We start from the raw sequence: 19,414 nt of genomic DNA, 5'->3' as shown, positions 1-19,414 counted from the left end.
TGGCGATAACCGAGTGCCAGCCAACGAGGATGTTGGCGGGTAGAGCGTCATCGCGAGCAGGCTCGCTCCCAGAGGAACCGAACTCGGCCTTCTATCAAAGTGCCTTTTCGAAGATCTTCGAGTTGCGCTGGTAGTTGTACAGCGACGCTCGCGCCGAGGGCAGGCGTTCGACGCTGCTGGGCACGAAGCCGCGTTCGCGGAACCAATGGGCGGTGCGGGTGGTGAGCACGAACAGGGTTTTAAGGCCCTGGGCCCGGGCGCGGCTTTCGATGCGCTCGAGCAATTCGTCGCCGCGCCGACCGTGGCGATATTCCGGGCTGACCGCCAGGCACGCCAGTTCGCCGGCGTCCGAGTCGGCGATCTGATACAGCGCCGCGCAGGCGATAATCATGCCCTCGCGCTCGACCACGCTGAACTGCTCGATTTCCCGTTCCAGCACTTCCCGCGAGCGGCGCACCAAAATCCCCTGCTCTTCCAAGGGGCTGATGAGGTCCAGCAAGCCACCGACGTCTTCGATGGCCGCCTCGCGTACCAACTCGAATTGCTCCTGGGCCACCAGGGTGCCACCGCCGTCACGGGTGAATAGCTCGGTCAGCAGCGCGCCATCTTCCACATAACTGACGATATGGCTGCGGGCCACACCGCCACGGCAGGCCTCGGCGGCCGCGTCGAGCAATTCGCCCTGGTAGTTGCTGCCCAGGCGCGCCAGGTGCGCGGGCACCTGTTGCGGGCGCAGCTCGCGCACCAAGCGGCCATCAGCGTCGATCAGGCCGGTGTCGGCGCCAAACAGCAGTAATTTGTCGGCACCCAGGTCGATGGCGGCGCGGGTAGCCACGTCTTCGCAGGCGAGGTTGAAGATTTCCCCGGTGGGCGAATAGCCCAACGGCGACAGCAGCACGATGGAGCGCTCGTCCAGCAGGCGATTGATGCCCTTGCGGTCGACCCGGCGCACCTCACCGGTATGGTGGTAGTCGACGCCTTCAAGCACGCCGATGGGCCGCGCGGTGACCAGGTTGCCGCTGGCCACCCGCAGGCGCGAGCCCTGCATGGGCGAGGCGGCCATGTCCATGGACAGCCGCGCTTCAATGGCGATGCGCAACTGGCCCACGGCGTCGATCACGCATTCCAGGGTCGCGGCGTCGGTGATGCGCATGCCGTGATGGTAATGGGGGATCAGGCCGCGGGCGGCGAGGCGGGTTTCGATCTGCGGGCGCGAGCCGTGGACCAGCACCAAACGCACGCCCAGGCTGTGCAGCAGCACCAGGTCGTGGACGATATTGCCGAAGTTGGGATGCTCGACGCCGTCACCGGGCAGCATCACCACAAAGGTGCAGTCGCGGTGGGCATTGATGTAGGGAGACGCGTGACGAAGCCAATTGACGTATTCGGGCATGACCTGAACCTGTAATAAAAAGCAGCCGAAAAAAGGGTGGGCACAAAACGCACAGCGGGCTGTTGGTTATCGTCGGAACAGGCTTGGCAACACGCGCACTCTCCTTGGGGTCGGGGGCTGGCAACCGGCGGATCAGGCCGGGGTCAGGCAGTAGTGTTGGATCAGTTGACGTAATAGATGCACGGTAGGCTGCAAACGTGACATTTCGAGGTATTCCCCCGGTTGGTGGGCGCAGGCGATATCGCCCGGGCCGAGCACCAGCGTCTCGCAGCCAAGGCGCTGAAGATAAGGTGCTTCGGTGCCAAACGCTACTGCTTGCGCGCGATGGCCGGTTAGACGTTCGGCCAGTTGCACCAGCTCGGCGTCTTCGCGTTGCTCGAAGGGCGGCACTTCGGGGAACAGCGGCGCGTAGTCGATTTGCACCTGATGCCGCTCGGCCACCGGTTCAAGCTTGTGCCGGATGGCCGCGCGCAGGGCGGCCGGGTCCATGCCCGGCAAGGGCCGCAGGTCGAATTCCAGGGAGCATTGGCCGCAGATGCGGTTGGGGTTGTCGCCACCGTGGATGCAGCCGAAGTTGAGCGTCGGCTGGGGCACCGAGAACTGTGGGTTGCGGTATTCGCGCTGCCACGCCAGGCGCAGGCCGCGCAGTTCGCCCATGGCGTCGTGCATGGCTTCCAGGGCACTGTGGCCCAGGCGCGGGTCGGAGGAATGGCCGCTGCGCCCGAGGATGTCGATGCGCTCCATCATCACCCCTTTGTGCAAGCGGATCGGCTTGAGCCCGGTCGGCTCGCCGATCACCGCCGCACGGCCCAGGGGCCGACCCGCCTCGGCCAGGGCACGGGCGCCGGCCATGGAGCTTTCTTCATCGCAAGTGGCGAGGATCAGCAGTGGCTGCTTGAAGGGTTGGCCCAACAGCGGCAACACCGCCTCGATGGCCAAAGCGAAAAACCCTTTCATATCGCAACTGCCCAGGCCTACCCAGCGGCCGTCGATTTCCGTCAGTTTCAGCGGATCGGTCTGCCACAGCGCTTCGTCGAAAGGCACAGTGTCGCTATGCCCGGCCAGCACCAGGCCACCGGGGCCACTGCCGTAACTGGCCAACAGGTTGAACTTGCCCGGGCTGACCTGCTGGAGCTCACAAGCAAAACCCAAATCACCCAGCCAGGTGGCAAGCAGGTCGATCACGCCACGGTTGGACTGGTCCAGGTGCGCCTGGGTACAACTCACCGAGGGCGCGGCAATCAGCGCAGCGAACTGGTCTTTCATCGACGGCAAAGGCATGCGCGGGCTCCTGGAAGGCAATGAGTCTCATCATAGTGCCATCTTCGCCGCACAATAAACCGTTGGCCGACCCTGGGCCGGCGAGTCCTGTACACTGCACGGCCTTGGCAGCCACACATTCCCTCCGGCTGCGCTCCCGATCCTGGATTTTCCGGCCATGCACAAAGAAACCGAAATCAAACTGCGCGTCAGCCGCGAAACCCTCGCTGCCCTGCGCGAGCACCCGTTACTGAAAAAACGCAACAAAAGTGGCTGGGAACGCCGTGAGTTGATGAACCAATACTTCGACACCCCCGAGCGCGACCTGGCCCAGGCCAAGGTGGCCCTGCGCCTGCGCAAGGATGGCGAGGCCATCATCCAGACCCTCAAAACCCGCGGGCAAAGCGTTGCAGGCCTGTCAGAGCGCAACGAATACAACTGGGACCTGCCCAAAGCCAAGCTCGACGTGAAGAAACTCGACGGCGAATGCTGGCCCGAGCAGTTGGCCGAGCTGGACAAAAAAACCCTCAAGCCGATCTTCACCACCGACTTCGTGCGCGAGCGCGCGGAAATCGCCTGGGGCCGTGGCAAGGCCAAGGTGGTGATCGAAGCGGCCCTGGACCTGGGCCTGGTGATCGCCGGTAAACAGAAAGAAGAAATCTGTGAGCTGGAGCTGGAACTGCGCGAAGGCGAACCCAGCGCCCTGCTGGAGCTGGCCGCCGAACTGGCCGCCACCCTGGCGCTGATGCCGTGCGACATCAGCAAGGCCGAGCGCGGCTATCGCCTGTTCGACGCCAACAGCTATTCCTTGAGCCTGCCGGCACCACAACTGAGTGCCGAAACGCCGTTGGACGACGCCTTCGCCGCCCTGAGCTGGCACTTGCTGGGCAGCAGCCAGCGCCTGGCCGAACAATATCGCTTCAATGGCCACTGGCGCCTGTTACAGGACTGGGTGGACAACCTCGCCGAAATGCGCGCCCTGATCGCCAGCCTCGGCCAGGCTGCGCCGCGCCAGGCCACCAGCGAACTGCGCCTGGCCCTGGACGCCCTGCTCGAAGACTGGCGCCCGCTGGTCCAGGCCGGGCAAGACGACGAAGACGTGCGCAAAGCCGCGCCGGAGCAGTTCCTCGAAGAACTCCAGGACCCGCGCTGGGGCCAGTTCTCCCTCAACGCCTCGCGCTGGCTGCTGGCCCGCACCTGGACCGCCGAGCGCAACACCCGTGGCAACCGCCAGGGCGCCGCGCAGTTGAGCAGTTGGCTGCCGCGCCTGCTGGGCGACGAAGCCGTGGCCCTGCAACTGCAACGCTACCAGCAGCAACCCGAAGACCTGGCCGAGCAACTGCCGCGCATCGAGCGCATCCAGGCCTGGTTGCACCACGCCCGCCACGTGCTGGAAATCCCGGAACTGGATCGCCTCTACGGCGAGCTGAACAAGTTGCAGCAACTGGCCAACGAGCCAATCACCGAAGAGTCCCTGGACGTGCGCAAGCATCAGGCCATTGCGGTGTACCAAAACCGCGCCTGGAAAACCCTGCTGCGCCTCTAAGCGCAGGGTTTTGAAAAAGGGCAGTGCCAGGGACGATCGCCCTGCACTGCCCTTTTTTGTAACGGTTGGCCGCCGTCGTGGGGCTGAATGACAGGTCACCGACCGTCAAATAAACGCCGTATTTATGACAACTTACCGTTCGTCGGATTTGATCCGATAAAAACAACAAAATAATGACACTGTCACGCTGATATCACAGAGTACTCGTACAAAAAAAACGGACATTGACACTGCCGGCCTCCGGACGCTCTTTGCCCATTTTTTGCTTTTAAGTGACTGACGATTAACCAGGAAGAACCAGCGTGAAGCGTGAGGACAACATGACCCATCCCGGGGCCAGCAACACTGAGTGCCCGCAAGCCACGCCCGTTGACCTACGCCCGCCGACCGCCGCGCGTCCACCTGCCGCCCCGCGCACCAACGCCTTCGGCCAACCCCTTGAACCTGCACCCGGCGCCCTTAAGGCCCGCGTCATCGTCGTCACCTCGGCCCGCCCCAACGTGGGCAAGACCACCCTGGTGGCAGCGCTGGCCAGTTCCCTGCAACTGCCACGCGGGCAAACCTTCGCTCTCGACCTGGACCCGAAAAACGCCCTGGCTGCACGGCTCGGTGCCACCGCCACCGCCACAGGCCTGATCCACGCCCAGCAGCACGGGAAAAACTGGCGCGACGCTAGCCTGGGCGGGTTCGCCGACAGCCGCGTGCTGGCCTTTGGCAACGCCACCTGCGAGCAACAACGCGACTTGGAAAAGCACCTGCGCCAAGACCCTCTCTGGCTCGCCCGGCAACTGGCGGCGATGAACCTTGAGGAACGCGACCTGGTCATCATCGACACCCCCGCCGGCGAATCGCCCTACCTCAGCCAAGCCCTAGGCCTGGCCGACAAAGCCTTAGTGGTGACCCTGGCCGACACCTCGTCCTACCGCTACGCCAACTACATGGAACGCCTGTTGCTGCCGTATCTGGAGCAGGACAACCCGCCGCAGAGCTACTTCGTCATCAACCGCGTCGACATCACCAGCTCCTTCAACCTGGACATGTGCCAAGTGCTGAAAAAACGCCTGGGCCGGCAACTGCTGGGCGTGGTGCACTGCGACCCGGTTATCCGCCTGGCGGGCAGCGAGGGCCGCGACCCACTGGAACAGGTGCCCCACAGCCGCGGTTGCAGCGACCTGCTCAACATCACCGGCGCCCTTTACGAGCAACTGTTGGTGCCAACGCTCTAGGCCTCACACCGGCAGGCAGGTGGTGGACTTGATCTCAGAGAGGGCAACGATCGAGTTGACCTCCTGAATGCCCGGCACCATGGACAGTTTTTCGAAGAAAAACCGTTCGTAGGCCTCGATATCGGCGGTGACGATGCGCAACAGGAAGTCCACTGCGCCCATCAGCACATAACACTCCAGCACCTCGGGAAAACCGCGAATGGCGTCGGTGAACTCGGTGAAGTTGGAGCGCCCGTGGGCGTTGAGTTTGACCTCGGCGAATATCTGCGTGTTGAGGCCGATTTTCTTGCGGTCCAGCAGCGTCACCTGGGCGCGAATCACACCCTCCTCCTTGAGCCGCTGAATCCGCCGCCAGCACGGCGACTGCGACAACCCCACCTGCTCAGCGATCTGCGCGCTGGAGAGCGAGGCGTCTGCCTGAAGCAGCGCCAGGATGCGGCGGTCGTAGGCATCCAGTTCGCTATGCATATAAAAACCCCCGATCAGCAATTTTAAGAATTGAACAAGTCGTAAATCCCCTAGATAGGCCGATCATAGGCAAGAAAAACCACCAAACCCATGTAAATATTTCTCCCACCATTGAGGAGACCCGCCGTGCCCCCGCTCGAAGCCGTCCACACCACCACCCGCGCCGACGCCTGGCACGTGGGCAACGCCCATTGCCGGGCGCGCTACCACCTGCTGGCCGAGGCCGAACCCGACGTGCTGTGCCGGGTGCTCAACCATTTCGCCTTGCAGTGCCTGACGCCCTGCCAGGTGGGTGCCGTGCGCGAAGACGACCTGCTGGCCATCGATATCGAGGTCGATGGTTTGAGCTGGCACCGGGCCCAGGTGATCGGGGAAAAACTCCGCAACCTGATTAGCGTCTACACGGTGACCCTGGAAAAAACCGAGGCGACCTGGGCTGAACCTGCGCACGCGGCGGGGTAAGTACCGTCGGAAAACTCCCGCAACGCTTGAGTCGCAGGCGTACAGCACAGCGCCATCGACCACGGCTAGTCTTGGATACCTAGCTCGCTGGCGAGCGCATTCCAGGAGGGAATTCCCATGCCCGCTACACGCCATGGCCAGGATCGCTGGCTGGACCTCAATGACCTGCTGCGCGATCTAGTCGCCCAAGGCCTGCTCAGCCAGCCCGATGCCGAACGTACCCTCGCCGCCCGCCACGACAGCAGCGCCCAGACGCAACACCCGTTGGAATTTATCGCCGCCCAACAATTGGCCGACCCGCGCCTGCCCGGCCAACACCTGGGCCTGGAGCAACTCACCGCGTGGCTCGCCCGCCAAGCGCAGCAGCCGTACCTGCGCCTCGACCCGCTGAGCATCGACGTCGCCGCCGTCACGCCGCTGATGTCCTACACCTTCGCCCAGCGCCACCGCATCCTCGCAGTGGCCGTCGATGCCGACGCCGTGACCGTGGCCAGCGCCCAGCCCTACCTCCACGCCTGGGAGGCGGACCTGGCCCATGTGCTCAAGCGGCCGATCCGCCGCGTGGTGGCCAACCCTGTCGAGATCCAGCGCCTGACCCTGGAGTTCTACCGCTTGGCCAAATCCGTCAGCGGCGCCAACGACCACACCGGCAACGCCCCGGCCAGCTTCGAGCAACTGCTCAACCTGGGCGCCAACGACCAGGAACCGGACGCCAACGACAGCCATATCGTCAATATCGTCGATTGGCTATTCCAGTACGCCTTTGCCCAGCGCGCCAGCGATATCCACCTCGAGCCGCGCCAGCAGCAGGGCAGCGTGCGCTTTCGCATCGACGGCATCCTGCACACCGTCTATCAGTTCCCGCCCCACGTGCTGATGGCCGTGGTCAGCCGCCTCAAGAGCCTGGGGCGGATGAACGTCGCACAAAAGCGCCAGCCCCAGGATGGCCGGGTCAAGACCCGCACCCCCGAGGGCAGCGAGGTAGAGTTGCGCCTGGCCACCCTGCCCACCGCATTCGGCGAAAAACTGGTAATGCGCATCTTCGACCCCCAGGTGCTGCTCAAGGATTTCGAGCAACTGGGCCTCGGCCCCCAGGACCTGCAACGCTGGCAGCCGATGATCCGCCAGCCCCACGGCATCATCCTGGTCACCGGCCCCACCGGCTCGGGCAAGACCACCACGCTCTACACCACCCTCAAGCAGTTGGCGAACAGCGAAATCAACCTGTGCACCATTGAAGACCCGATAGAAATGGTCGAACCGGCCTTCAACCAGATGCAGGTGCAGGCCAACATCGACCTGACCTTCGCCAGCGGCATCCGCGCGCTCATGCGCCAAGACCCGGACATCATCATGATCGGTGAGATCCGCGACTTGGAAACCGCTGAAATGGCGATCCAGGCCGCGCTGACCGGACACCTGGTGCTCTCCACCCTGCACACCAACGATGCGCCCAGCGCCATCAGCCGCCTGCTGGAGTTGGGTGTGGCGCCTTACCTCATCCGCGCGACGCTGCTGGGAGTCATGGCCCAACGCCTGCTGCGCAGCCTCTGCCCGCACTGCAAGCAGCCCTTGAGCCTGGAGCCCCTGGCCTGGGACAACCTGGTGCAACCCTGGCAAATGCCGGTGCCGGACGGCGCCCACCGCGCCGAAGGCTGCCTGGAATGCCGGCACACCGGCTACCGCGGGCGCGCCGGAATCTACGAAATCATGCCCATGAGCAACGCCCTCAAGGCCCTGGTGCATACCGACCTCGATCTGCTGGCCCTGCGCCGCCAGGCGCTGAAGGAAGGCATGCGCAGCCTGCGCCTGGCCGGTGCGCAAAGCGTTGCCCGGGGCCTGACCACCCTGGAAGAAGTGCTGCGGGTCACGCCCCAGGCCGAACCGGCGACGGGCGAAGCCGAGGGCTTTTGTGTGGCGGGATGATGCTAGCCGTATGAACGGGTTCTTCTGCTTTAAACACCTCGCTACAATCACACCCCTCGCGTGCACTTGATTAAAACTTGAACAGGGAACGGTTATGCAAATCGGTACAGTGCTTCTGCTTTTCGTCGGCTTGGCCATCGCCATCGTCTTCATGGGTTTCAAAGTGGTGCCCCAGGGCTACCAATGGACCGTCGAGCGCTTCGGCCGCTACACCAACACCCTCAAGCCAGGCCTGAACATCATCATCCCGGTCATGGACCGCATCGGGCGCAAGATCAACGTCATGGAAAGCGTGCTGGACATCCCGCCCCAGGAAGTCATCACCGCCGACAACGCCACCGTGCAGATCGACGCCGTGTGCTTCTTCCAGGTGGTCAACACCGCCCAGGCCGCCTACGAGGTGAACAACCTCGAACACGCCATCCGCAACCTGCTGCAAACCAACATCCGTACCGTGCTCGGCTCCATGGAGCTGGACGCCATGCTCAGCCAGCGTGACGGTATCAACGAAAAACTGCTGCGCACCGTCGATGAAGCGACAGCGCCGTGGGGCATCAAGATCACCCGGATCGAGATCAAGGACATCAGCCCGCCCGCCGACCTGATGGCCGCCATGTCCGGGCAGATGAAAGCCGAACGGGTCAAGCGCGCACAAATCCTCGAAGCCGAAGGCCTGCGTGCCGCCGCGATCCTAACCGCCGAAGGCAAGAAGCAGGCGCAGATCCTCGAAGCCGAGGGTGAACGTCAGGCAGCATTCCTCGAATCCGAAGCCCGCGAGCGCCAGGCCGAAGCCGAAGCCCGCGCCACCCAGGTGGTGTCCGAAGCCATCGCCACCGGCAACGTGCAAGCGATCAACTACTTCGTCGCGCAAAAGTACATCGATGCCCTGGGCAAACTGGCCTCGGCCAACAACAGCAAAGTGATCCTGATGCCACTGGAAGCCAGCCAGGTGATTGGCGCGGTGGGCGGCATCGGCGAGATCGTCAAGGCCACCTTCGACAGCAAGAAGGCCTGAGGCCAACGCCATGTGGGAATTCCTGCAACAACTGTCGTTCTGGGACTGGCTGGCGCTGGGCACCGTGCTGTTGATCCTCGAAGTGTTCGGTGCCGGCGGCTACCTGCTGTGGATCGGCCTCGCCGCCGCCGCGGTTGGCGTGCTGACGTTCCTGATGCCCGAGCTGTCCTGGGAAATGCAGTTCCTGTTGTTTGGCCTGCTCTCGGTGCTGACCGCCCTGTACTGGTGGCGACGCCAGCGCAGCGCGGTGCGCGCCAGCGACCAACCCAACCTCAACCTGCGCGGCCAGGAACTGATCGGCCGCACCTTCACCGTGCATGAAGCCATTACCGGCGGGCGCGGCAAGATCAAGGTCGCGGACAGTGTGTGGATGGCCAAGGGCCCGGACGCACCCGTCGGCGCCCAGGTGCGAGTTATCGCACAGGATGGCGTCATTCTTCAGGTAGAACGCATCGACTGATGGCAACGGAACTCCACTGGGCTATTGGGCATCAAACCCTTCAGATAACCCAGCTGGAGTCACCCATCATGCGTCTCAAAATTGCTGTCGCCACCCTTGCCCTGCTGTCCCTTCCTGTCGGTTCGGCAATGGCCGACAGCTTCTGGCGTAACGTCATTTCCTCAGGCGCCACCACTGGCTCCACCTACCTGACCTTCAAGGATCACAAGCTGATCGTCGCCGCCCAGGATGACGCCGGCAGCTTCGTGGCCAGCGACGGTGGTATCCGCGGGCCGTACCTGGAAGCCGCCATGCAGAAAGTGCGTGCCGACAACCCAGGCCTGGCCGCCACAGACATGGAACTGGCCAACGCCATCCTGGCCAAGAACGCCGTCGCCGAGTAAACCCGCGACACCCGATGAAAAAAACCGCTCTCGATGAGCGGTTTTTTGTGCCTGGCGGTAATCCTCCAGCGGCACACAGGCGCAGAACAAATGGCGGTCGCCCGGTTCACCGTCGGCCAGTACTTGTGGGCCCTGGCGTGGGGCGATGCAGCGCAGCCCAAACAACCTAGTAATAAGCGGGCCCGCCCGCGCCCGGCGGCAAAATCGTCGCCGGGGCCTGCGTGCAAAAAGCAAAAAGCCCCGACAGGTCGGGGCTTTGGGGTGCCGCGTGGGGCTTACTCGCCGAGAACGGCTTTGTAGCCAGCAGCGTCCAGCAACTTGTCCAGCTCACCTTTGTCGCTCGGCTTGAGCTTGAAGATCCACGAATCATAGGGCGCGCTGTTAAGCAATTCAGGCTCGCCAGTGAGCGCCTCGTTGACCGCGATCACTTCGCCGGCCACCGGGGCATAGATATCGGAAGCGGCTTTCACCGACTCAACGACACCGGCCTGATCGCCCGCCGCGAACACCTTGCCGATTTCGGCCAGCTCCACGAACACCACATCGCCCAAGGCTTCCTGGGCGTGGTCGCTGATCCCGACGGTCACCGTGCCATCAGCTTCCAGGCGGGCCCATTCGTGACTTTCAGCAAACCGTAGATCGACAGGGATATTGCTCATATTCGGTGTCCTCAAGAAGAAATGTCAGCGGCTGATACCCGCCAATAGGGAGTTAGATCAAGGCTTTGCCGTGCCGCACAAACGTGGGCTTGACCACACGAACCGGATACCACTTGCCACGGATTTCCACTTCGCCACGGTCAGCGGTCGCCATCGGCACGCGGGCCAGGGCAATCGACTTGCTAAGCGTAGGGGAGAAACTACCACTGGTGATCTCACCTTCGCCAACATTGGCGATGCGCACCACCTGATGGGCACGCAGAACACCGCGTTCTTCCAGCACCAGGCCCACCAGTTTGGTCGCCACGCCAGCGGCTTTTTCGGCCTCTAGGGCGCTGCGCCCGATGAAATGACGGCTGGCCGGCTCCCAGGCGATGCTCCAGGCCATGTTGGCCGCCAGCGGCGAGACGTCCTGGTGGATGTCCTGCCCGTAGAGGTTCATGCCGGCCTCCAGGCGCAGGGTGTCACGGGCGCCAAGGCCGATGGGGGAAATGCCGGCGCCCACCAGGTCGTTGAAAAACCCCGGGGCCTGGTCGGCCGGCAGGAGGATCTCCAGGCCATCCTCGCCGGTGTAACCGGTGCGGGCGATGAACCAGTCGCCATCGGCGTGGCCTTCAAAGGGCTTGAGTTGCTGGATCATGGCGGCGCGGGGCTGGCTCACCAGTTCGGCGATCTTGTGCCGGGCATGGGGCCCCTGGATCGCCAGCATCGCCAACTCGGTACGCTCATGCAGTTGCACCTGGTAGGCGCCCAGTTGCGCGTGCATCCAGGCCACGTCCTGGTCGCGGGTCGCGGCGTTGACCACCAAGCGGTAACCCTCGTCGAGACGGTAGACGATCATGTCGTCCACCACGCCGCCACGCTCGTTGAGCATGGCGCTGTACAAGGCAGAGCCGGTGCTGTGCAGGCGTTCGACGTCATTGGCCAGCAAATGCTGGAGCCACGCCTTGGCCTGGGGGCCGGCGACGTCGATCACGGTCATGTGGGATACATCGAAAACCCCGCAGTCACGGCGCACCTGGTGGTGCTCCTCGACTTGCGAGCCGTAATGCAAAGGCATATCCCAACCGCCAAAATCGACCATCTTCGCGCCGAGGGCGAGATGAAGGTCATACAGAGGCGTGCGCTGTCCCATGGGTTTCTCCTTCCGGGCGTGGCGAAGGTGCGCGGGCGCTGTGCTGGCAAAAGCCCCGCAATACAGGGCTTGCGACGGCTTTCAGCGACCCGGCCGGTCAGGCGGACCGCACCGAATGCGGCGCATTGTAGCCGCAAGGTGTAGGACTAGCACCTAGCCCGTTCGATGCGCCGAGCGGCGGATCAATCCGATCACCGGTAACAGGCCGACCAAAACCAGGGTCAGGGCCGGCAACGACGCCCGCGCCCACTCGCCCTCGCTGGTCATCTCGAACACCCGCACCGCCAGGGTGTCCCAGCCGAACGGGCGCATCAGCAGGGTGGCGGGCATTTCCTTGAGCACATCGACGAACACCAGCAGCGCCGCACTCAGGGTGCCGGGCAGCAACAACGGCAGATACACTTTGAAAAACAGTCGCGGCCCACTGACACCCAGGCTACGTGCCGCTTCGGGCAATGACGGGCGGATTCGCCCCAGGCTGTTCTCCAGCGGCCCGTAGGCCACTGCGATAAAACGCACCAGATACGCCAGCAACAGCGCCGCCAGGCTGCCCAGCAGCAATGGCTTACCGGCACCGCCCAGCCAGGACGAGGCCGGGATCACCAGCACGCGGTCCAGGTAGCTGAACGCCAGCATGATCGACACCGCCAGCACCGAACCCGGCAAGGCGTAGCCCAGGTTCGCCAGGCTGACCCCGGAACGAATCGCCCGGGTCGGCGCCAGGCGCCGGGCGAAGGCCAGCACCAGGGCCACGCTGACGGTAATCAACGCAGCCATAGCGCCCAAGTACAGGGTGTGGCTGATAAGGGCGGCGTAGCGTTCGTCGAGGTCGAGGCGCCCGCGTTGCCAGAACCACACCAGCAATTGCAGCATCGGGATGACGAACGCACAGGCGAACACCAACAGGCACCAACCGCTGGCGGCCAGGGCCTTGAAACCGCGCAGGTGATACAGCGCCTTGCCCCGCGGGCGCTCGTTGCTGGCGCGGCTGGCGCCCCGGGCGCGGCGTTCGCCATAGAGCACCAGCATCACCGCCAGCAACAGTAGGCTGGCCAGCTGAGCGGCGCTGGAGAGGCTGAAAAAGCCGTACCAGGTCTTGTAGATGGCCGTGGTGAAGGTATCGAAATTGAACACCGACACGGCGCCGAAATCCGCCAGGGTTTCCATCAGCGCCAGCGCCACCCCCGCGCCAATGGCCGGGCGCGCCATGGGCAGGGCCACGCGCCAGAACGCTTGCCACGGCGATTGGCCGAGCACCCGCGCCGCTTCCATCAGGCCCTTGCCCTGGGCCAGGAACGCCGTGCGCGCCAACAGGTAAACGTAGGGATAGAACACCAGCACCAGCACCAGGATCACCCCGCCGGTGGAGCGCACCCGCGGCAGGTGCAGGCCCGTGCCGAACCACTCGCGCAGCAGGCTTTGCACCGGCCCCGAGAAATCCAGCAGGCCGACAAAGACAAAGGCCAATACATAAGCGGGGATGGCGAAGGGCAGCATCAATGCCCAGTCCAGCCAGCGCCGGCCGGGGAACTCACAGAGGCTGGTCAACCACGCCAGGCTCACCCCTAGCAGCGTCACGCCGACGCCCACCCCCAGCACCAGCGTCAGGGTGTTGCCCAGCAGGCGCGGCATCTGGGTTTGCCACAGGTGCGACCAGATCTGCGTATCGACCGACTGCCACGACAGCAGCAGCACACTCAGCGGCAGCAACACCAGCGCGGCGACGGCAAAAACCAGGGGATACCAGCGGCGTTGGGCGGGATGGGCCAAGAAAAAACTCTCTCAGAGGGCGGACTGGGGAGCGGCACAAAACACTGTGGGAGCGAGCCTGCTCGCGATACGCATGGCTCAGTCAACCAAGGTTTCGGCTGACTGGCCGCTATCGTGAGCAGGCCCGCTCCCACACGGGCATTACGCTGCGCTACAGATTGTACTCAGTTCCAGCCAGCGCGATCCATCAGGCGGATGGCTTGCGCCTGGCGCTTGCCGGCGACTTCCACGGGCAGCGAATCGGCGGTGAACTTGCCCCACCCCGCCACTTCGGCGGACGGTGCCACGGCCGGGTTGGCCGGGAATTCCTGGTTCACGTCGGCGAAGATTTTCTGCGCTGGGGCGGTGGTCATCCACTCCACCAGGGCCTTGGCCGCTGCCGGGTGCGGCGCGTGCTTGGTCAGGCCGATGCCCGACAGGTTCACGTGTACGCCGCGATCAGCCTGGTTGGGCCAGAACAGTTTCACGCCCAGGTCCGGCTTCTGCTTGTGCAGGCGCCCGTAGTAGTAGGTGTTGACGATGCCCACGTCGCACTGCCCGGCGTTGATCGCCTCCAGTACCGCGACGTCGTCGGAGAACACATCGGTAGACAGGTTGTTGACCCAGCCCTTGATAATTTCCTCGGCCTTGGCCTCGCCGTGGGTTTCGATCAGGGTGGCGGTCAGCGACTGGTTATAGACCTTTTTCGCGGTGCGCAGGCACAGGCGCCCTTCCCACTGTTTGTCGGCCAGGGCTTCGTAGGTGGTCAGTTCACCGGGTTTGACCCGCGCGGTGGAGTAGGCGATGGTCCGCGCCCGCAGGCTCAGGCCGGTCCAGGCGTGGCTGGACGCGCGGTATTGCTTGGGAATGTTGGCGTCGATCACCGGCGAGGTGAACGGTTGCAGGATGCCCATCTGCTCGGCCTGCCACAGGTTGCCGGCGTCAACGGTGAGCAGCAGGTCGGCGGTGGCGTTTTCACCCTCGGCCTTGATGCGCTGCATCAGCGGCGCTTCTTTGTCGGTGATGAACTTGATCTTGACCCCGGTTTCCTGGGTGTAGGCGTCAAATACCGGTTTGATGAGTTCGTCGATGCGCGAGGAGTAGACCACCACCTCGTCGGCCGCCTGGGCGGTGGTGCCAATCAGGGTCAGTGCGAGGGCAGTGAGCAGGCGCTTGGGTGCCAACATGGGAGCGGTCTCTCGTAGTCAGGAGGGGGTCAAATGATAAGGACTCACATTTACGTTCTCAATCGATCACTGAGCCCAGGCGTTACTGGATGTTGCAGGGCCCGCAGTGTCCGCTCAGATATTGCCCACTCAAGCCTTGGCCAGCTCCGGCAGGTCGCCGCTCAGGCCCAGGGCCTGGCGCACGAACAGGGCCTTGGCCTCGGGCATTTGCTCAACCATTTTCAGCCCGGTGTTGCGCAGCCAGCGCAGCGGCAGTTGGTCGGCTTGGAACAGGCGTTCGAAGCCCTCCATCGCGCTCATCAGCGCCAGGTTGTGGGGCATGCGCCGACGCTCGAAGCGGCTGAGGACTTTCACGTCCGCCAGGCGCTCGCCACGGCTGGCGGCGTTGAGCAGCACCTCGGCCAGCACCGCCGCATCGAGAAAGCCCAAGTTGACGCCCTGCCCGGCCAACGGGTGGATGGTGTGCGCCGCGTCGCCGATCAGCGCCAGGCCTTCGGCCACGTAGCGCTTGGCGTGGCGCTGGCGCAGGGGCACGCACAGTCGCGCGTCGGCACTGAGCACCGTGCCCAGGCGTCCTTCAAAGGCGCGCTCCAGTTCGCGGCAAAAGGCCTCCTCGTCCAGGGCCATCAAACGTTCGGCTTCGCTGGGTGTGGTGGACCAGACGATGGAGCACCAGTCTTGCTGGCCATCACGCGTCAACGGCAGAAAGGCCAGCGGCCCGGTGTCGGTGAAGCGCTGCCACGCGGTCATTTGGTGCGCCTTGCTGCTGCGCACGCTGGTGACAATGGCGTGGTGCAGGTAATCCCATTCGCGGGTCGCGCACCCGGTGAGGCGGCGCACGGCGGAGTGGGCGCCATCAGCGGCAATCACCAGGGGCGCGCGCAAGGTGCGGCCATCGGCCAGGGTCAGCAGCCAGTCGTCGCCGGAGCGGCGCATCTGCTCCAGGCGCGCGTTGGCCAGCAGGCCCAGATCGCAGGCGTGCAGGCGCTCCAGCAAAGCGTCCTGGACCACGCGGTTTTCGACGATATGGCCCAGCACCTCGGCATGCACGCTGGCCGCCGAGAAGTGGATCTGCCCGGTGCCGCTGCCGTCCCACACGTGCATCTGGTTGTAGGGGCTGGCGCGGCGGTGGGCGATGCCGTCCCAGGCGCCGAGGCGTTCGAGAATCCGCTGGCTGGCGGCCGACAAGGCGCTCACCCGTGGCTCGAAGGGGGCCTGGGGGTCGAAGGGTTTGACGCTCAGAGGGCTGCCGTCGATCAGCAGCACCTCCAGGCCACTGCCCTGCAACGCCAGCGCCAGGGCGCTCCCGACCATTCCGGCCCCGACAATCAGCAGATCTGCGCGCATTTCCATGCTTTAAGCCTGTCTCGCGGGCGACTTGCGTCGCACCTAAAGGGTTGTAGTGAGCCGCGCCGGCACACGCCGGGCGCGCAACTTAAATATCGGGCCGGGTGCCCAGGCCCATGGCCTGGCGGGCGAACCAGCGCTTGGCGGGCGGCAGCAGGTCGAGGCCCAGCAGGCCAAGGTTGCGGCCAAACGACACCAAGGGTTGGGTGCTGCCGAACAGGCGCGTGACCTGGTCGGAAAAGCCCACGGTGAGCTGCTGATCGAGGCGCTGGCGCTCGCGATAGGCTTGCAGCGTGGGGAAGTCACCCGGTGGCAATTCACTGGCCAGCAAGGCATCGGCCAGGGCCTGGGCATCGCGCAGGGACAGGTTGAAGCCCTGCCCGGCGATGGGGTGCAGGCTGTGGGCCGCGTTACCCAGCACCGTCAGATGGGGCCGCACTTGCTCTTCGGCCTCCACCAGCGTCAGCGGGTAGAGGTGCCGCGCGCCGACGTGCTTGAGGGTGCCGAGGCGGTAGCCGAACACGCCCTGCAATTCGCTCAAGAAACTGCGCTCGTCCAGCTCCGCCAAGCGCTTGGCGTCCATGCCGACGCGGGTCCAGACCAGCGCGCAGCGGTTTTCCGGCAGCGGCAGCAGGGCCATCGGGCCGTCGTCGGTGAAGCGCTCGAAAGCCATGCCGTTATGGGCTTCGCTGGGGGTGACGTTGGCGATCAGCGCGCTTTGGTTATAAGGGCGCTGGCGCACACCGATGCCCAATTGCTCGCGCAGCCCCGAGCGGCCACCGTCGGCCAATACCGCGAGGTCGCATTCAAGGGTGGTTTCGTCGTCCAGGGTGAGGCGATAGCCATCGGCCAGCGGCTCCATGCGGGTGACATGGGCCGGGCACCGCCAACTGATGACGTCCTTGTCCAGGCCCTGCCACAGGCATTGGCCGAGCCAGGCGTTTTCCACCACGTAGCCCAGGGCCGGCACACCTTCTTCCATCGCCGACAGCCGCGCGGTGGAAAACCGCCCGCGGTCGGACACGTGTATTTGCTTGATCGGCTCGGCGCGGCGCGAGACTTCCTGCCACAGGCCCAGGCGTTGGTAGATTTGCTTGGCGCCATAGGACAGCGCCGAGGAGCGGGCGTCATAGCTGGGCTGGTAGCTGTCGCCGGGGGCGAAGGGTTCGATCAGGACGATTTTCCAACCGCGGGCCTTGGCCCCGGCCTGCAATGCCAGCGCCAGGCTCGCGCCCACCAGGCCACCGCCGATGATTGCCAGATGAACGCGGCTCATGCCACAGGCACCCGGGCAGCGGCCATCAAGGCCTCGATGGCGGCGACGGTTTTCGGTACGCCGCCGGTCAGGATTTCACAACCTTGTTTGGTCACTACCACGTCATCCTCGATGCGCACGCCAATGCCGCGCCATTTCTTCGCCACGTTGAGGTTGTCGGGCGCAATGTAGATGCCCGGTTCCACCGTCAGCGCCATGCCGACTTCCAGCACGCGCCATTGCCCGCCTACGCGGTACTCGCCTACGTCATGCACGTCCATGCCCAGCCAATGGCCGGCGCGGTGCATGTAAAACGCCTTATAGGCCTCGCTGGCGATCAATTCGTCCACTTCACCCTGCAACAGCCCAAGCTCCACCAGTCCGGTGGTTATCACCCGAACGGTGGCCTCGTGGGCCTGGTTCCAGTGTTTATTGGGCGCGATCTGGGCAAAAGCGGCCTCCTGAGACGCCAGCACCACTTCGTAAATGGCTTTCTGCTCAGGAGAAAACTTGCCGTTGACCGGCCAGGTGCGGGTGATGTCGCTGGCGTAGCAGTCGATCTCGCAGCCCGCGTCGATCAGTACCAGGTCGCCGTCCTTGAGCAGTGCGTCATTCTGCTGGTAGTGCAGGATGCAGCTGTTGCGCCCGGCGGCCACGATGGAGCCGTAGGCAGGCATTTTCGCCCCGCCCTTGCGGAACTCGTAATCCAGCTCCGCTTCCAGGCTGAACTCGTGCAGCCCCGGCCGACTGGCCTGCATGGCACGGACGTGGGCCTGGGCGGAAATCCGCGCCGCTTCGCGCATCACCTTCACTTCTGCCGCCGATTTATACAGGCGCATGTCGTGGAGCAGATGATCCAGGGCAACGAATTCGTTCGGTGGCTGGGCGCCAAGGTGCGCTTTAGAGCGGATGACGTTGATCCAGTCCATCAGGTGGCGGTCGAATTCCGGGTTGCTGCCCATGGCCGAATACACCCGGTCGCGGCCTTCGATCAGGCCCGGCAGGATGTCGTCGATGTCGGTGATGGGAAAGGCGTCATCGGCGCCAAAGTCGCGGATCGCGCCTTCCTGGCCGGCGCGCAAACCGTCCCACAACTCGCGCTCGGCGTTGCGCTCGCGGCAGAACAGCAGGTACTCGCCGTGCACCCGGCCGGGCATCAGGACCAGCACGGCCTGGGGCTCGGGGAAGCCGCTGAGGTATTGGAAATCGCTGTCCTGGCGGTAGACGTGCTCGACGTCGCGGTTGCGGATCGCCACCGCGGCGGCGGGCAGGATCGCGATGCTGTTGGGTTCCATCTGCGCCATGAGCGCCTTGCGGCGGCGGGTGTATTCCGATTTCGGGATATGGATCATGGGCAGACGGGGTTCCCTCTCACGCGGTCAATGCAGCGACGGTTTGGCGGCCGACTCGTCGGTTTTCTTGGTTTCGGTGAACAGCAGCAGCGGCGCCACACGCAGGTATTCCATGACTTCCATGTAGTCGCTCTCGCCGTCATCGGACTCTTCGAGGGCGTCCTGCACCTGGGCGATGGCAGCCAGGTCCTGCAGCACTTCGGTGGCTTCGGTGCTCAACGCGTAGGCGCGGCGGGTCAGGCCGAAACCGGTGAGGAAGCCCTGGCACCATTGGCCCAGCGCAGCGGCACGGTCGGCCAGGGGTGCGTCGTCGGTGGGCAACAGCAGCACAACAGTCATGTCGTCGCCAGTCAGCTCGCCCTTGACCATCTCCTGCAAGCCGATCAGAGCATTGCGCACGTTGTCCTGCGGTTCGCCTTCGAGCAGTTCGGCGGCGTCGGCCAACCAACTGTCGGCTTCAAAGCCCGCGCCGGCGCAACTGCGCCCCAGCAACAGGCCATGCAGTTCGGCAGGCGAGACGGGGTGGCCACTGGTGGTGAGCAGGGTGGCGAAGGCTTGGTACGGGGAATTCTGAATGGGCATGGGCTGCTA

General features: G+C 64.4%; 18 protein-coding genes and 1 pseudogene. 7 read left to right on the top strand and 12 right to left on the bottom strand.

Translation table 11 applies throughout. The annotated features are described in order from the left end of the window. Positions 1-94: 94 nt before the first annotated feature. Together argA and argE are read right to left on the bottom strand one after the other, a co-directional pair. The gene (gene argA / locus AC19YT_RS13450) at positions 95-1,393 is read right to left on the bottom strand and encodes an amino-acid N-acetyltransferase (RefSeq protein ID WP_095108737.1); all 1,299 of its coding nucleotides are present in this window, start codon (positions 1,391-1,393) and stop codon (positions 95-97) included. A 132-nt stretch (positions 1,394-1,525) separates the two neighbouring features. Then, positions 1,526-2,674 (bottom strand): acetylornithine deacetylase, encoded by a 1,149-nt coding sequence (gene argE / locus AC19YT_RS13445; RefSeq protein WP_500610439.1) that lies wholly within the window; start codon positions 2,672-2,674, stop codon positions 1,526-1,528. A gap of 157 nt (positions 2,675-2,831) precedes the next feature. On the opposite strand from argE, the gene AC19YT_RS13440 reads away from it, so the two are divergent. Together AC19YT_RS13440 and bcsQ are read left to right on the top strand one after the other, a co-directional pair. Then, entirely contained in the window at positions 2,832-4,199 is a 1,368-nt protein-coding gene (locus AC19YT_RS13440; RefSeq protein ID WP_095108734.1) for a CYTH domain-containing protein, read from the top strand. Positions 4,200-4,501: 302 nt separating this feature from the next. Continuing rightward, positions 4,502-5,425 (top strand): cellulose biosynthesis protein BcsQ, encoded by a 924-nt coding sequence (bcsQ, locus tag AC19YT_RS13435; RefSeq protein WP_095108732.1) that lies wholly within the window; start codon positions 4,502-4,504, stop codon positions 5,423-5,425. 3 nt (positions 5,426-5,428) lie between these two features. On the opposite strand, the gene AC19YT_RS13430 is transcribed toward bcsQ, so the two are convergent. Next, positions 5,429-5,893, bottom strand: a complete 465-nt coding sequence (locus AC19YT_RS13430) for an Lrp/AsnC family transcriptional regulator (protein WP_095108731.1) — start codon at positions 5,891-5,893, stop codon at positions 5,429-5,431. A 126-nt stretch (positions 5,894-6,019) separates the two neighbouring features. Between AC19YT_RS13430 and AC19YT_RS13425 the strand changes: the two genes are divergently transcribed. From AC19YT_RS13425 to AC19YT_RS13405, 5 genes are all read left to right on the top strand, one after another. Further along, positions 6,020-6,355, top strand: a complete 336-nt coding sequence (locus tag AC19YT_RS13425; protein WP_095108729.1) for an ACT-like domain-containing protein — start codon at positions 6,020-6,022, stop codon at positions 6,353-6,355. Positions 6,356-6,472: 117 nt separating this feature from the next. After that, positions 6,473-8,281, top strand: coding sequence for a type IV pilus assembly ATPase TfpB (tfpB, locus tag AC19YT_RS13420; RefSeq protein ID WP_500598480.1), 1,809 nt, complete (start codon positions 6,473-6,475; stop codon positions 8,279-8,281). Positions 8,282-8,375: 94 nt separating this feature from the next. After that, positions 8,376-9,296, top strand: coding sequence for an SPFH domain-containing protein (locus tag AC19YT_RS13415; protein WP_095108727.1), 921 nt, complete (start codon positions 8,376-8,378; stop codon positions 9,294-9,296). Positions 9,297-9,306: 10 nt separating this feature from the next. Next, positions 9,307-9,756 carry an NfeD family protein gene (locus AC19YT_RS13410; RefSeq protein ID WP_095108726.1) on the top strand — a complete coding sequence of 150 codons (450 nt, stop codon included), beginning with the start codon at positions 9,307-9,309 and terminating at the stop codon, positions 9,754-9,756. Positions 9,757-9,824: 68 nt separating this feature from the next. Beyond that, complete coding sequence (locus AC19YT_RS13405) at positions 9,825-10,139, top strand: DUF2388 domain-containing protein (protein WP_095108725.1); 315 nt, start codon at positions 9,825-9,827, stop codon at positions 10,137-10,139. Between the two features lie 51 nt (positions 10,140-10,190). On the opposite strand, the pseudogene AC19YT_RS13400 reads toward AC19YT_RS13405, so the two are convergent. From AC19YT_RS13400 to AC19YT_RS13360, 9 genes and pseudogenes are all read right to left on the bottom strand, one after another. Continuing rightward, positions 10,191-10,285 (bottom strand): annotated as a pseudogene (locus AC19YT_RS13400) (hypothetical protein); the annotation flags it as partial. 129 nt (positions 10,286-10,414) lie between these two features. Continuing rightward, complete coding sequence (gcvH, locus tag AC19YT_RS13395; RefSeq protein ID WP_095108724.1) at positions 10,415-10,798, bottom strand: glycine cleavage system protein GcvH; 384 nt, start codon at positions 10,796-10,798, stop codon at positions 10,415-10,417. 52 nt (positions 10,799-10,850) lie between these two features. Further along, positions 10,851-11,933: a glycine cleavage system aminomethyltransferase GcvT gene (gcvT, locus tag AC19YT_RS13390; protein ID WP_095108723.1), complete on the bottom strand. Its 1,083-nt coding sequence runs from the start codon at positions 11,931-11,933 to the stop codon at positions 10,851-10,853. A 153-nt stretch (positions 11,934-12,086) separates the two neighbouring features. Then, positions 12,087-13,703: an ABC transporter permease gene (locus AC19YT_RS13385; protein ID WP_095108721.1), complete on the bottom strand. Its 1,617-nt coding sequence runs from the start codon at positions 13,701-13,703 to the stop codon at positions 12,087-12,089. A gap of 164 nt (positions 13,704-13,867) precedes the next feature. Then, positions 13,868-14,869 carry an extracellular solute-binding protein gene (locus AC19YT_RS13380; RefSeq protein WP_500598478.1) on the bottom strand — a complete coding sequence of 334 codons (1,002 nt, stop codon included), beginning with the start codon at positions 14,867-14,869 and terminating at the stop codon, positions 13,868-13,870. Between the two features lie 129 nt (positions 14,870-14,998). Beyond that, positions 14,999-16,216 (bottom strand): 2-octaprenyl-3-methyl-6-methoxy-1,4-benzoquinol hydroxylase, encoded by a 1,218-nt coding sequence (locus AC19YT_RS13375; RefSeq protein ID WP_500610448.1) that lies wholly within the window; start codon positions 16,214-16,216, stop codon positions 14,999-15,001. Positions 16,217-16,304: 88 nt separating this feature from the next. Then, complete coding sequence (gene ubiH, locus AC19YT_RS13370; RefSeq protein ID WP_095108717.1) at positions 16,305-17,492, bottom strand: 2-octaprenyl-6-methoxyphenyl hydroxylase; 1,188 nt, start codon at positions 17,490-17,492, stop codon at positions 16,305-16,307. Further along, positions 17,489-18,823 (bottom strand): Xaa-Pro aminopeptidase, encoded by a 1,335-nt coding sequence (pepP, locus tag AC19YT_RS13365; RefSeq protein ID WP_095108715.1) that lies wholly within the window; start codon positions 18,821-18,823, stop codon positions 17,489-17,491. Before pepP ends, ubiH begins: the two co-directional genes overlap by 4 nt. Before the next feature lie 27 nt (positions 18,824-18,850). Then, entirely contained in the window at positions 18,851-19,405 is a 555-nt protein-coding gene (locus AC19YT_RS13360) for a YecA/YgfB family protein (protein ID WP_095108714.1), read from the bottom strand. Positions 19,406-19,414: the final 9 nt, after the last annotated feature.

The sequence above is a fragment of the Pseudomonas sp. MF08875 genome, from assembly GCF_059862525.1.
Note: the sequence above shows the minus strand (reverse complement) of the source record. Positions and strands in the feature narration are given on the sequence as shown.